Origin of the sequence: Peribacillus sp. NPDC096540 (assembly GCF_050278525.1) — a bacterium.
GTDB lineage: Bacteria > Bacillota > Bacilli > Bacillales > DSM-1321 > Peribacillus.
The window spans coordinates 18957-33740 of sequence record NZ_JBNNTG010000027.1 but is presented as its reverse complement, the minus strand read 5'-3'; the positions used below and the strand labels follow the sequence as shown (position 1 = coordinate 33740).

At 36.5% G+C, this 14784-nt stretch carries 12 protein-coding genes and 1 pseudogene; 4 read left to right on the top strand and 9 right to left on the bottom strand.

Annotated features, from left to right (window positions below; translation table 11 throughout):
• Positions 1-196: 196 nt before the first annotated feature.
• Positions 197-4531, bottom strand: a complete 4335-nt coding sequence (locus ACQKMR_RS20390; protein WP_427698952.1) for a hypothetical protein — start codon at positions 4529-4531, stop codon at positions 197-199.
• Positions 4532-4701: 170 nt separating this feature from the next.
• Complete coding sequence (locus ACQKMR_RS20385) at positions 4702-5898, bottom strand: MFS transporter (protein WP_427698951.1); 1197 nt, start codon at positions 5896-5898, stop codon at positions 4702-4704.
• A 453-nt stretch (positions 5899-6351) separates the two neighbouring features.
• On the opposite strand from ACQKMR_RS20385, the gene ACQKMR_RS20380 reads away from it, so the two are divergent.
• Positions 6352-6834: a hypothetical protein gene (locus tag ACQKMR_RS20380; RefSeq protein WP_427698950.1), complete on the top strand. Its 483-nt coding sequence runs from the start codon at positions 6352-6354 to the stop codon at positions 6832-6834.
• Positions 6810-7295, top strand: coding sequence for a hypothetical protein (locus tag ACQKMR_RS20375; RefSeq protein ID WP_427699007.1), 486 nt, complete (start codon positions 6810-6812; stop codon positions 7293-7295). Before ACQKMR_RS20380 ends, ACQKMR_RS20375 begins: the two co-directional genes overlap by 25 nt.
• Positions 7296-7672: 377 nt before the next feature.
• Here the strand turns inward: ACQKMR_RS20375 and ACQKMR_RS20370 are convergent, their stop codons facing one another.
• From ACQKMR_RS20370 to ACQKMR_RS20360, 3 genes are read right to left on the bottom strand one after another with little or no spacing between them, the layout of a single operon-like run.
• Positions 7673-8467, bottom strand: a complete 795-nt coding sequence (locus ACQKMR_RS20370; RefSeq protein ID WP_427698949.1) for a DUF4097 family beta strand repeat-containing protein — start codon at positions 8465-8467, stop codon at positions 7673-7675.
• Positions 8460-9014: an HAAS signaling domain-containing protein gene (locus tag ACQKMR_RS20365; RefSeq protein WP_427698948.1), complete on the bottom strand. Its 555-nt coding sequence runs from the start codon at positions 9012-9014 to the stop codon at positions 8460-8462. The genes ACQKMR_RS20370 and ACQKMR_RS20365 overlap by 8 nt, the downstream gene beginning before the upstream one ends.
• A complete protein-coding gene (locus ACQKMR_RS20360) occupies positions 9011-9331 on the bottom strand; it encodes a PadR family transcriptional regulator (protein WP_427698947.1) in 321 nt (106 codons plus the stop codon). Before ACQKMR_RS20360 ends, ACQKMR_RS20365 begins: the two co-directional genes overlap by 4 nt.
• A 326-nt stretch (positions 9332-9657) precedes the next feature.
• Between ACQKMR_RS20360 and ACQKMR_RS20355 the strand changes: the two genes are divergently transcribed.
• Positions 9658-10719, top strand: a complete 1062-nt coding sequence (locus ACQKMR_RS20355) for a DUF2157 domain-containing protein (protein WP_427698946.1) — start codon at positions 9658-9660, stop codon at positions 10717-10719.
• Positions 10709-11248: a GDYXXLXY domain-containing protein gene (locus ACQKMR_RS20350; RefSeq protein WP_427698945.1), complete on the top strand. Its 540-nt coding sequence runs from the start codon at positions 10709-10711 to the stop codon at positions 11246-11248. Before ACQKMR_RS20355 ends, ACQKMR_RS20350 begins: the two co-directional genes overlap by 11 nt.
• A 100-nt stretch (positions 11249-11348) precedes the next feature.
• On the opposite strand, the gene ACQKMR_RS20345 is transcribed toward ACQKMR_RS20350, so the two are convergent.
• From ACQKMR_RS20345 to ACQKMR_RS20330, 4 genes and pseudogenes are all read right to left on the bottom strand, one after another.
• Positions 11349-11828 (bottom strand): C40 family peptidase, encoded by a 480-nt coding sequence (locus tag ACQKMR_RS20345; RefSeq protein WP_427698944.1) that lies wholly within the window; start codon positions 11826-11828, stop codon positions 11349-11351.
• A 213-nt stretch (positions 11829-12041) separates the two neighbouring features.
• The gene (locus tag ACQKMR_RS20340; protein WP_427698943.1) at positions 12042-12314 is read right to left on the bottom strand and encodes a phage holin; all 273 of its coding nucleotides are present in this window, start codon (positions 12312-12314) and stop codon (positions 12042-12044) included.
• Between the two features lie 537 nt (positions 12315-12851).
• Positions 12852-13841 carry a zinc-dependent alcohol dehydrogenase family protein gene (locus tag ACQKMR_RS20335; RefSeq protein WP_427698942.1) on the bottom strand — a complete coding sequence of 330 codons (990 nt, stop codon included), beginning with the start codon at positions 13839-13841 and terminating at the stop codon, positions 12852-12854.
• Between the two features lie 176 nt (positions 13842-14017).
• A pseudogene (locus ACQKMR_RS20330) lies at positions 14018-14632 on the bottom strand (undecaprenyl-diphosphatase).
• Positions 14633-14784: the final 152 nt, after the last annotated feature.

Below are 14784 nucleotides of genomic sequence, written 5' to 3'. Positions count from 1 at the left end.
CCAAGCGTTTTTACAAGTTGAATTATTAGTATATAAGGCCTTCCAAACGAAGGCCCTTTTATTGTACAAGAACCCTTTTGTAAAATGAAAAGTAATTTAAAGTTTGCTGTATTAGAGATAAGAAGAACCCATTTACAAAAGGAAGCACTTATACTGAAATAAAATATTACTACTGACTTAGTTCAGTTAAGCTCTATTAATTCCATCGATTGAACCAACTTTTAATTCTTTGTTTATTTTTCTCAAGAACTTCCTTCGATGTCCGATTGTCTTTTTGTTTTTTCCATTCAAAAAAGGAAGCAATTCCGATAAGCACCCCTCCCCCGATGATTAAATACAGCCACCATGGCATCTGACTCCACATTGAATTTGTATTCATATAAATATTGAATAAAATTGTCCCTGTCCCTACTATAAAATACGATTTGTATTTCATCATGAATCCAAAGAGCAATGCTGATAATGAAATCGTTCCGATAATAAGTGCATCATTTAAGGTATTGCTGGCCATTGCATCGCCTATCAAGACTAAAAACAAGAGAAAGACAATTCCAATCTCGATATATTGCGTCGTTTTGCCTTTAACAAAGATTTTTCTCAATAGAATAGTACTGACAATAAACAGTGGCAGAATCTCGGTCTCAACCTCGAGGACAGCAGGAACCGAAAATTGATTGACGATGACCCAATACGGATACAAACTAAGCAATATAGCTGCAGCCAAGTAGATTTTTCTTTCCATTCGTTCAGTCGTCGTGCTTCTCATCAAGATGAAATAGGCCGGAATCAGTAATGCTACGAAAACTTCTAGAATGAAATGTACTGATCCACTCATCAGAACCTTTATATTCATTGCAAAAAGAAACAGCAACCCATATACCCGGTAAAAATCCAAACTAAGGCCAGTTTCGCCTTTCTTTAGTATCCCTTTAAAATATTTCTTGCTTAGTATCACCATTATGGTCGTACATCCGAAAAGGACCGTGGTGCCAATCGGAAGCGCTAACGTGTCTGCATACATAATGATGATCCAATACGGATACAAACTTAGAATTCCAGTCAGCCATACATAAATATTTCTTTCCTTTACATTATTTGTAAAGCTTCTCATCAGGATGAAATAGCCCGTTATCAAGAGTGATACTAAGACTTGTAGTAGCTGATATGTCGTTTCATTTACTAAAACTTCTCTATTCATGGCCAGTAAAAATAATAGCCCATAAATCCGGAAAGCATCAATCGTTGCACCTGTTTCTTCTTTCTTAATCAGCACTTTGAAATAGCGACGGCTTAGCATTAACATTCCTATCATACAGATGAAAAGAACAACCAATCCCATTACAATCGAAAGGGTGTGTACATAGTTCATAATGCATAAGAAAGGATACAGACTGATGATTGCTGCAATATTGGAGTAGATTTTCCGTTCATTCAGTTCGCCTGTAAAGCTTCTCAGTAATATGAAGTAACCCGTTATCAAGAGCGATACTAAGACTTGAAGCACCTGATATTTTGTTTCATACGTAAACACTTCCACATTCATATCAATTAAAAATAACAAACCGTATATCCTATAATAATCAATGAACCTTATTTTACCTTCTTGCATAATTAGCCCTCTAAAATAGTGACGGCTCGCAAACACCATCACAGCTGCACATACAAACAGGACAGCAATCCCCATAACCAGAGGTAAACTATTTACATACATCGCATAAAAAATGAAAGCGAGGCTAAGAGGAAGTACAACAAAGTTCTGCCAATTCCTTTTCATGAGCAGATACCAGGAAAACACAATCTGTACAGTCACAAGTCCCACCCAAATGATCTCCCGATTGAGTGGGAAATCACGGATTGCCGTTTCAATGATCGAAATACTGACCGCCAAATGAGTGAATGGAATGAGGTAATATTCCATAATATCTTTCCAGTTCTTATTAGATACTGCCCATAGTATGGTTATGATTCCTCCTGTAATCATCAAGCAAATCGAAGTAATAAACTTTATTTGCTCCACGTTAGCTAAAAACAGAAACACTTGTAAGAAAAGCACTGAAAAGCCAAGGTACGCAAAGACGTATTTTTCCCATTTCACTGTCGTACGCAAGGCACTGAAGATATATATCAACAGCTGCGTAACATATAGAAACGGCGAGCTATTCGTATGGACAATTAGTAAAAATCCAACAGGTATCGCCACTAAATTTGCAAGATGGCTAGAGTAAAGGAAGTATAGTTTCCCATTATTTGAATATTTCCCAAGCCCTTCTCCTACAATGAAAAAGATTAAAGGACCAAACAAGGCGAACCCAATTTTGAATATCACCTGGTTAAAATCAAAAACATCGTAAAGCGAACCATATAGGCTAGCACTTGTAATAATGACAGGCAGCCAGAATATATGTTTCCGGTGTACATGAACGGACCAGCCGTTTATTGCAGTCGCAATACTAATTAAACCCGTTACACCCATTGGATTCAACTCACTGTAGGGAATCAGTATAAAAGCAAGGAAGGAAAGAATCTGTCCACTATAGATAAAGACAGGAAAGAATATTGGAAATCTTCTCTTTAAAGCGTAGGACGCTCCGATTGAAATCAGTGCTGCCCCCATTAAATAAAGGCTGACAGTGATATTTGAACTGACCCAAACGCTATCTTCCAACAAATATGGATAGAAGGCAACTAACGCCAATACGAAAGAAATCGGAAAACCATATACGGCTGTTTCCTTCATAGATTTTGTATCATCTTTTACATAGGTAATAAAGAAAAGTCCAGAAATCAGGACGAGAGCTGCACTAACAGCAAGCCAATCCATTTCACTCAATTTACAAGTTAATACCCCCACCATAATCATTGGAGAGATAAATAAAACACTCTGCTTAAATAGGCTGTAGATTGGGTGGCGATTATATAAATACAGCCCGATATACTTGAAAACCTGAAGCACGAATATTAGATTTAAAACAGTAGAAATAGAGAATTGAAAAGCAAAGCAAAGATATACAAATGCTAAATTAAAAACAACAACCGCTGGGTACGTGAAGCTCGTATTTTTCGATTGTAGTGAAACATAGACAAGCTGGGCAGATAGTATCATAAGGGCAACAAAAGTTTGCGCATAGTTTTCCTGATAAACCATCGCGTTTATATATAAAAAAACGATTCCACTCTCAATCAAACTGGTAAACATAAAGTTCTTGGATAACTTAGGCTCCTTCGCTTTAGCCATATAATTGGAAAGCGCCATAAAAATGATTGGCACAAGTGCATAAGCAATGACCATAAATTCATAGAAAAATGAATTATAAACAAAATGGATATATCCATAAGTGAAGATAGCACTAAAAGCAATTTCATAATATTTCTTTTGAAATTTGACTGCAAAAATTAAAAACAAAACAGAAAAAACAATCAATGTTATCGAATAGACCAGGTTACTTGAAAATAACGTCAAAATCACAAAGGTTTCCACAATGATTTTAAACAGGATGAATTGAAAAATAACTGGTTTGAATAACACTAATTTATTCCTATTTTTCAACTGTTCAACATTCCATAAAAGCACTAGATTAAGGACGCTTACCGCCAAAAACATCCACTCAATGGTTGGAGTCACAAAAGCAAAACCGAAGTAACAGGTAACAGCAAACATTAATATGGATAGGATAATGAATATTTTCGACTTAAAGTAATCAGCAATCTTGAAATATATGCCTAAGCAAAGTAATCCGCCAAGAAAACCAAGTAGAGCCCGCCCCCCACCATTAAGCGATAAGTACTCTCCAAATATCTGATAATATGAAGCTGATAAAATCGTAATTGGAATAAATAATCCTGCAAGTGTCAGGAATGCAAAAGCCGTCTGCTTTATTTTCAATTTCCAGGCGATAAAGGCCATTCCCGCAAAAACGACGGATACCATTCCTATGAAAAACACCTTCAGAACCGCATTCAAATTACCCCATGATGAGGTTGCCAAAATCAAACCTCCGAATAGAAGTAAAATTACCCCCGTGAGCAGGACCACAGAGATATTCCATTCCCGGATTTGCTCGGGTGTTTTCTTTGGCTTTATTGGTTGAACAGGCCTCTCCCGCTTGATTACCTGTTGTTGATTAACAGGTTTTCTTTCAGGGATGCTCGCGATGGCCGGTTCAGGTCTTTCTTCCATAACTTGTTCTTTAAGGTCAATCGAAATCTTCTTATCTTTCGTTATCGATTCGTTTAATCTAAGTACTTCCTGTACTTCAAATGAATCTTCATCTTTAACGAGGTTATCTTGGACCTTCTTCTCAACTGCCTCACTTTTCAATAGAGTCTCTGCTTTGAGACTAGCTTGCTTTTTTTCATTATCTAATCTCTTTTGTTTATAAAGAGCTATTTGAAAATGACGATCATACGCCCTGCTAATCCGTATATATTCTGTTTTTGGGATGAGCCGCCTTTCCCATAAAACTTCAAGCTCTTCTTGGAAAATCTGCTTCCTTCTTTCTAATGTCATTTCTTCATTTGAAGAATCATTCATCCAAAGATTCCCCTCCCTTCACTTAGACCTTATATCATCGTATGTATATTTTCTTTTTGATAATAACAAAGTTTTTCCATTTTTTATATATTTAGTATCAAAGTCGGTAAAAACCCCTTAAAGTACAATCGCCAAAAAAAAGATAACCCTTAATGGAGTCATCCAAAATTCTATACTATTTTTAACTTACCCTCACTTCTAACAATCCATATATAGACTATAATCGAAATGAAAATCGAGACAGCTGCTGTGATATAAATACTCCGATAGCCGAAGAGGTAGCCAATCTGTCCGAAAACAATAGCACCTATCCCAACTCCAAGGTCGAAAAATGAGAAATAAGTGGCGTTCGCCATCGCTTTACGATTGGGTGCCGTTTTTTCAATCGACCATGCCTGCAAGGCCGGCTGAACAGAACCGAATCCAAATCCATAAAGCACCGCCGCTATGAATAGAACCGTTTCACTAGGCATCCAAGCTAGCAGGAGCATACCTGACATGATGAGCACTGTTGAAGGCACAAAGATTGCCCGGTGGCCTCTTCTGTCATATAATCTGCCGGAAAATAATCTCGTGACCATGAGAGCCATTGCATAAAGAAGAAAGTACCACTGAATTCCACTCACACCTTTTTCCGCTGTATAAAGTGGCAGGAAAGTTGCGATTCCACCAAATGTAACGGAAATAAAGAAAATAAGCAGAGATGGTTGCAAGGCACTTTTTTCATAAATATCAAACCTCTTTGCAGCCACAGCAGTTAACGGGTTTATTTCCACTTTTTGATATCGAATCATAGATGCCATAATAACAGCAAACAATCCTAACAACGAGCAAATCAGGAACAACTCTTGAAACGGGAGGACTGTAACTAAAAAAAGACCCAATGACGGACCGAATGCGAGCGCAAGATTGCCCGATAATCCGTAATACCCCATCCCTTCGCCACGGCGTTTGGCCGGAATTATATCAGAGGCTATGGTGCCTGAAGCTGTAGAAGAAAAACCCCAGCCAACTCCCTGTACAATGCGCATTATAAATAACAAGCCGATGCTCCCCATAAAACCGAAGGAACCTACGGATAAGGCAAAAATGGCTAACCCAATAAGAAAAACAATACGTCTTCCTTTCGTTTCCAATAATTTCCCGGCAATTGGCCGAACAAGCAGGGCGGAAAATGTAAAAATACCAAGGACAGCCCCTACTAGGCGATCATCCCCTCCAAGCTGCTCAACAAACAGCGGGATGGTTGGCATCGTCATTTGGAAACTCATGAAGATGCACAGATTTGCCAAACAAATCATGATAAAGTCGCGTGTCCATATTTTATCAGAACCTCTTACCCGCTCATCAACTAATGATTCCCTCATATCCCTTCACCTTCTAATTCAGATAGTTATTGCCAGTTTACTAAAAATAGATACAATAAGCGAATGATTCATTTCGTGAGACTAAATATAATTCAAAAGACTGGACCAAGTTTTCTAATCTTCATGAACATAAAAGAGTTATATAAACATACACGTAAATCTCATAATTTAAGGATAATGAAAGTTTTTACATTAGCGTTTATTCTATCCCATAAGAAGCATATGGTATGTTGCCCTTCTGTATGCGCACTTACTATTCTTTCCAAGCTGCAGCTGCTTTTCCCAATTGTTTCTCGCTTCTTTAAACACCCAAAATATCTGCATTCACCTAAATTCATTTTTGATATTGTTTTCTTTGTCTCAATTTCATTTTTATATGCTACTTTTTTCTTTTAAAAGTTTATATAGATTGTGAAAGCAAAATTGACTTGTGAAAAAAAGGAGCCGAAAACAATGATTTATGAAGAAACCTACCGATATTTAATACGCCATGTTTCCTCCACGGAGTTCGACACATGCTTATATTCCCTCCTGCATATGGATTGGGATGGTGTGATTCAGAGTCCGCTCCACAAAATGGCTAAAGGAGTTGGAACGACTGAAAAATATCTGAAAAAGATCATCAAGAAATTTTCATCCCCACACGTTGGCTGCGGTCGCAAAATCTTCATTCCCATTCAACAGGAGATAACAAAATATAAATTCAACCTCGGGCCAACAGGCAGTCTCAGCTTCAACAGTAAAAAGGACCGATACTGTAAAAAATACCGTTTCTTCTATAGTAATTCCTTCCGTAACCTATCCCTGCCCGCTAAGAGACTCGTGCTCATGGCTGCATTCTCTCACTGCACTACGATGATATTGTCCATTCAGAATGTTCCCTTTTCAAAAGACAGCATGTACTTGATGCCATGGAAACGGTTAACAAAACGTTAGGCGACATGGTAACCTTCACTATTGCCAGCTCCGTTTTCACTCGGAAAGAAATCATTTTGGCTTCTTTCAAAAAAGGGATGTTAAAGGATTATCTTGAAAATCGTACGGAGAGAATGTTGGTCCGGAAAACAATTTATGAAGCGGGATTCCTTGAATATATAGAAGATCAAGTCTGTATGGAGCTAGAAGGGGTCGGAAAATACATCTATCGTTCGTTTCTTAAAGCTGCACATGGACCTATAAAAGAGGATTTATTAAAATTGGCTAGATTCGTGTATAGTTCTTCACTTAAAAAGTTGGGTAAAGCCCTGTTTAGCAAAAAGCATTTATTAGCTGATCCCAAACAGGCTTCCGCTTATTTTAGTACGATCGTTTATAACGAAGCACTGGAACAATTAGCCACGTATGCACACCAGGCTACCTCCATTTTACGAACCAAATGGTTCGCTGGCACCAGTTGATCCAAAGTAATCATTTCAAGTTGATCTCGCTGAATAGAATCATGTTTAGAAAGCATCCTTTTCACCTCAAGTTTTAATACTTCTTTTTTAAAACAAAAAAGACTGTAGTAAAAAGGAGTTCTATCTAAATGTTAAAACAAAGTTGATTGGAACGGAAGGTACGAGACACCTGCGGGAAAAGCGTGTCCAAGGGAGACCCCGCAGGCGCAATGGCGCCGAGGAGGCTCCCGGACCGCCCGCGGAAAGTGAGTGCCTGGAGGGAAATCAACGGTTAAATTTTAAAAACCTAAAAAAACTGTAGACAAACTCAATTATTATCAAGTTTGTCTACAGTCTGAGCCGATTCCAATGGAATCGGCTTTTTTTCTCGCTTTGTTCTATTTTGTTATCTCAATTTTCCCATTATTTGTTTCCAATTTAACCAAGTTTTCACCTTTACCAATAACAACATTCCCATCATATTTATTAAGAATATCGATTTTCCCATTATCAACATGAACATCAAAGGTTGTATTGGTCGGCTCCTTATCTGTTTTAATCATAATTTTCCCATTGTCACTTTCCAATTGAATATTCCGATCCAAGTCTTTTGTGACAAGAGAGATTTTGCCGTTATTCGAGGAACCTATCAGATTTCCCTCTACATTATTAAGATCTACTCTTCCATTAGCAGATTTCACCTCTACTTTTTCGGTTACTATATCATTTAATTCAACTCGGCCATTTTGTGATTCCACGTTCAGATTCTTTATCTCCAGTTCACCCATTTGCACTTTTCCATTATCACTTTTAACGACAAAGGACTTATAAGATTTCTCGGGCACATACACTTTTAAATGTAATGATTGAATTTGAAACCCAAAGCTAAAGGAACGTTTATCTTTTAATGTAACCGAAAGTTTCTTTCCTTCCACATCTGCAGAAAAATTCAGTTTAGAAACATCCACACCTTTTGATACTAACTCTATTCTAGTCTCAGTACCCGTCGTTGGGATAATTTCAACAGTTGCATTATCAGAAATGACCTCTACGTCCGTTACCTCATCTGAAATCGATTTTTCCTCCGTATTCGTTTCCTTGTTCGTCACTTGAGAAAATGTAAACAAACTGCCTACTACACCAACCAATAACAGAACAAGTGCAATAATCGATAATTTTTTAATATTAACCATGTTTCAAACCACCTTTCACAAGAGAAACGTTAAATTTCAAATAACGAATAAACCCTTTTGTTAAAGCACTTGTAGCGACAAACATCCCCATGGCTATGAATATTCCAATCCCGCAAAGTCCCAATGCGAAGAACAAATCAAATAATTGAAAGCTGCCTAAAATTAGATTAATAAGTACGCCAAACGGGGCAAGAATGAAGCCAATCGCTGATGCCCATCCTGCAATTACAACCCCTACCAGCGCTATAAAAGGTCCTAATATAATTACTAAATTAAAAAATCCTAAACCAATAACTGCCCAAACGGCTCGCATGACATTTCCAGCAGAAGTCGTTTGCTCGAGTTTATCAAGACGGTAAGATGCCGTTAGTTCCTTGGAAATTTGTTTCGGATTTCCAAGGGATGCTGAAATTTCCTGCTCTGTTTTTCCTTTTTCAATCCCAATCGCGAAATATTCTTCGTAATCTTGCAGAATATCCTGCCGTTCCTCTTGAGAAAGCCTTATTAATGAGGCATTCAATTGTTTTAAAAATTGTTCTTTATTCATTTGCCCGCACCTTCCTTAATTAATTGATTGACCCCATTAGAAAACTCTTTCCATTCTGTCAGCAATTCTTGAAGGTATTCCCGGCCTTTCTCGGTTAACTTATAATACTTACGCGGCGGCCCTTCTGTTGATTCTTGCAAATATGTCGTAAAATACTCTTCCTTTGTTAATCGCCGTAACAGTGGATAAACCGAACCTTCCGATATCTCGATTTGATTTGAAATCTTCTGAACAAGTTCATAGCCGTAACGGTCTTGCTTATCCAACAACACAAGGACACACAGTTCCAAGACCCCTTTTTTAAATTGTACATTCAATGCACCATCACTCCTTTCTAGAATGTTTTGGTACTATTTATTAAACAGTACCAAACAGCGAATAATACATCTTATGTAAATAATTTACCATACGGTACTATTTATTGCAAGGTACTGTAAAAAAATAAAAAAACACCCCTCTCCCTTTTTATTATCCTATTTTGATTATCATTAGAGCTGACCTTCTGCTTAACCAATCAGAATTGCAAATATATATCGTTATTTCTGTTAAGTGTAATCATATGGGGGTAGGAGAAAATTAACATATATTAATAGCTAACGGAGAATAAGTTATATAATAGAAATATATGGAAGGAGGAACTACTTTGGCAAAAAAAGAAATAACGAAAAAGCAGTTTGATTTTCTTGAACACGAACTTATGTATCTTGAAACAGGAGGAATCATCTCTGAGCAAGAAAAAGAAAAGATGCTAGATTCCTATGATGTGAAGGAGAATTTAAGTTTCATTACTATTTTATTATCCATCGGGGCACTTCTTTTAGGTCTTGGAGTGTTAACCTCCGTTGCCAGTAACTGGATATATTTAAACAAGGGTGTTAAATTCCTAATAATAATTGCCTGTCTAATTGGAGTAAACTTTGCAGGTGTTAAGTGGCAGACACGCTTTCCCAAAACAGCCCGGAGTTTACATTATGTTGGAATTTTGATATTCGGAGCAGGCATATTTCTAGTTGAGCAGATGTTTAACATTAGCATCAATTTCAACAGTTCCTTTTTATTATGGGCCATTGGAACAGTATTCATTGGTTACTATTTAAAAGACGTCTTCATCCTTCTTTTTACTTCCTTTCTGCTTTTCATTTATATTAACGGAAGTATATTCCTTGATGAAACGTCTTACCCGCTTGTCATTCTTGTATTTATACCGTTTTTATATGTTCTATTAAAAAAATTCGATTATCCTAAGGCCTTGGGCTTTTTTATTAACGCATTAGCCATCAATACAATCGCTTTATTTCTAATGGAATTTGTGCCAAAGTTAGATTTTAAACAGCCGAATACGATCGTCCTTTCCATTTTGTTTTTATCGGGAATCATACTGGCGTATCTTCCATTTCCATCTAAATTACAAAGTACCACCCACATACAAGGGCATATCTTACATGGAATCACAGCACTCTTCCTTACCTTTGAATTTTCAATATGGTTCCCTATAGCTTATTTTATTTTCCTGCTTTACCTTATTCTAAAGGGCAGTTTAACCAGTATCGTTATAATATGTGCACTGATTTTCAGATATTATATTGATTCCTTTGACTTCCTGCCAAAATCGCTTACATTCATAATCGGCGGCATCATGCTTATTGGATTTGGCTTCTTCTTTGAAAATCAACGGAAAAAAGGAGGCGATTTCAATGAAGAATAATCTATTCTTCCGACCGCTCACCGTATTTTCCATTCCAATCTTGATTCTTTTAGTCTTGGCGATTCCTCCCATCTGGACTACCATGACCGGAGAGGAAATTAAAATCAAAACCGCCCCAGTCGACCCGACGGACCTGTTCCGGGGCAGCTATGTGGCTCTGAATTATGAAATAGAGACCGTTAAGCCTTCACAACTTGATGACTCTGTTATTTCTGAGTTCAAAACAAGAAATATGGGTGATTATAAAAAGGTATATGTACGACTAAAACAAAGCAGCAATGGTCTATATAACGTTGATTTTGTAACGAAAGAAAAACCCAGTAAAGGCGTTTATCTAAAAGGAGAATTAGAAATTCCTTATGACTTAAAAAGAGCTACAACTGTTCAGATTAGATACGGCCTAGACAATTATTATGCATCCGAAGAAAAGGCTAAGGAAATAGAAACAGACGCTTTGGCTAAACCTTCAGTCGCTATAGTAAAGGTTAGAAATGGTAATGTTGTATTAACAGATATTATCATTGAGTAAGCGTTTTATAACCATCCGAGACAAGCAAAAAGAGCATCACTTTTTCGATGCTCTTTTTGCTTGTCATATTATTAAGTATCTGTTATGAATATCAGAGATTTTACTTAATGACCCGTTTAGCCCCCATATATCGATCTTTCCAATACTTGTCGCTCATTTTTACTACCTTTACACCTTTTGTTGTGGTTCCCACAAATGTACCTTTTCCATTATAGATGCCCACAAATGAGACTTTTCCTTTCGTGCCAGTTGCATAGAACACTAAGTCGCCTGTTTTTAAGTCTTCTTGCTTTACGGCTTTACCGGTTTTATACTGTTCTGCACTTGTTCTCGGAATTTTCATTTTTGTCGCTGCATTTTTATAAACATACTGAGTAAGCCCGCTTGCATCGAATCCTTTTGGTGTCGTCCCTCCATATTTATAAGGGCTCCCCACCTGTTTCTCCGCTAAGGCGGCAACTTCATCACCATAGTTAATTGATGCTGATGCATTAGCTGGACCGAAAATAAACGCTGTCACCAATGCTAAAAGTGAAATAATTGTTACAAGCCATTTTGAAACTGGTAAACTAAGACTCATTCTTTTTCCTCCCCAATCTGTAAATGAAACACAATTTTAAATATATGATGAAGTTTAGATTTGATTCCTAAAATCCTTATTTATTTCTACCACCTTCGTTTATTCACCATAAGTTCTCTATATAAAAAACAAAAAAACCACATGCTCCGTTACATAAATAAAACGGTGACATCTGGTTTCTTCTATATTTTTAGTAGAAAAAGATTCGTCCAATTACTTAGGTTTCTCATATTTTCGAGCCTCATCACTGTCGCTTAGACCTTTAGTAGTATGATCAACCACACCGCCGACCCCAAAGAATGCAAGCGCAATAAAGTTAATAATCCCCATCGCCCCATTCAGCGCATCATCGGTAATGGTAAAACCAATCGGGTGGATAAAGTTATTGATGAACGCCGCAACCATTTGCGTTAATATTAAAAGCCCCGGGAGAAGAACTGTAAAAATAAACGTCGGATTTTTAAGACGCACTTTCCAGTTGATCATTGCTATGCCCCCCTATATATATTAAGTCCATTTCAGTTCAGAAATACTACGGACTTTACTATATTTTATGTAGCTTGTCCTTCTTGCGTTCGGGAGTTCTATGAAATTAATATATCGCTTTATACTTTGATTTACTTACTTATAATTTAAAGAAAAATTGATAACAGAAAGTAATCTATAATATTGCACAAAAGAGAGAAAGAAAGATAAAGCAGATAATAATTGTAGGTTTGAAATAAAGTTTTATTATTTTATTGCTATTAACCGTTATAAACATACAAAGAAAAGAGCATGTTTTGAAAAAAGACTGGTCAAAACATGCTCTTAACATATTCAAAATCAAATGATACTTTTATAAATACATTTTCCATACTTCTTAATGAACGTACGCGCCGGACTGTACGTAAAATAAAAATTACAAAAGAGAAAACTAAAAGTAAAACTTCTTTATTACTTTGTTTTTTTTAAATAACAATCCTACTATTTTTTCAAAAAACAATTACATTATAAAAAACGTTGAAGAAGAAAAATTAGTTGCTAACTGGATAAAAAAATCTTCCCTCTATTACTCATAGGGGATTCTGTTACACGAATAGCTTCCTGTACTTCCTGTAGGTCATAGTGAGAGTCTGGCATCATAAACCCCAATCTTTTATCGTTTATAAAACTTATCAAAAGGTTAAAAGTTTCTTGCCAAGTTTGTACGGATACCTGTTGATTCCAATGCCGCAGATGAAACATTTTAACATTCACTTTTGTCCTATTTGAAATTCCCGCCCAATTTACAGGCTTTCCTGATAAAAGCCCAATAGTTAATAACATGCCATTAGGTTGAACACAAAAGGCTAACTCTGAACCGTCTGTTCCACCCACAGAATCAATAGCAGCGTTTGCTCCACGCCCATTCGTTAATTCCATCACGGTATTATGTAATGATGAATCAGAAGTATTGATTACATAAGAAGCTCCAAGTTTAAGAAGTTCTTCCGTATATGTATTGTTTCTTGTTACAGCAATCAACTGAAAACCGAGAATCTTGGATAACTGAGTAAAGATACGACCAATAGAAGATCCGCAAGCATTCACGATTAATACATCATCCGGTTTCAATGCTAATACTTCTGTACAAGTAAGCCAAGCTGTTATCGGATTTATATATAATTGTGCTGCAATATAATCCTCAATGGAACGAGGTATAGGAACTGCCAAATCCGCAGATGTTCTAACATATTCTTGCCAAGTTCCTTCACCACGCAGAGGCAGAACACGCTTACCTATTAGTTCTTGAGACACTGAAGGACCTACCTCTTCTACAATACCGACCCCTTCATAGCCAGGAATGGAAGGTAAAGAGATTCGGTGAGAATATACCCCTCGAATAGGTAGCAAGTCAGACGGGTTAATAGGGCGAACTTTCATACGCACAAGAATTTCTCCTTTAGTAGGTCGTTGAATGTTTTTACTTTCAACTTTCAAAACGCTTTGCGGGCTTCCGAATTCGTAGAATTTAATACATTTTGCTTCCAAAACAATAAGCCCCCTTTATTATAAAATCTCATCTATTTTTATAATATCACCTTTCACTAAACTGCCCCGACAGTGACATAAGAAAAAGAGCTGCCGAAGCAACTCCCTTATTGAAGTATAGCATCTGTTAATTGAATTGTTATTCATAATTTTATAATTTTTTATGTTTATTGCTCTTAAAAATCCTTTGATTTTTTCTCCTTCGATTTAGTCAAAGGAGATAGAACCAATTGTTCGCATTTCTCATAAACCCCTAATAATTTCTGAGTCAAACTTAACTTAGGAACAACAATGTAAACAATTGAGCCTGAAATGATGCTTATAATAGCTCCTGCTAAAACATCTGCTGGATAGTGGACACCGACCCAAATACGAGAAATACCAACAAGGAAAGCCGGTATGATCCATAAAAACCACCATCCTCTTTTGAACATCCAAAAGGATACACAAAATGAGAAAAACAATATTGTATGGTCACTTGGAAAAGAATTATCAACTGCTTTTTCAATTAATTTATTAACATTTGTCAACTCAGCAAATGGTTGATTATTTGAATAAAGTTTCCCTGCTATCTTCCCAATTATTTCAGCAAATATAAAAGTAATGGTTGCACAAAAAACCATCATTCTACTCTTTTTATTTTGAGTAAACCAAATTATGATAACACCAAAAGCTAAGAAAAATACCATATACTAAGCAATGAAAATCATAGCAGGATTTAAGTATGTGTATTGTTTCCCTAAGTCATTAATCATTCTAAATAAAGTAATATTCAGTTCTAAAAAACTCATTTCATACCACCTTTTTTTCCTCTTTTTCTTAAATCTTAAAAGAGGGAGAGCTTAATCGCCATCGATTCTCCTAATAGTTTAAGGTTCACATCTTACAATCTTGTCATATCTATGTAAGGTGGATTTAACATACACATAATAGCGTTATTTAA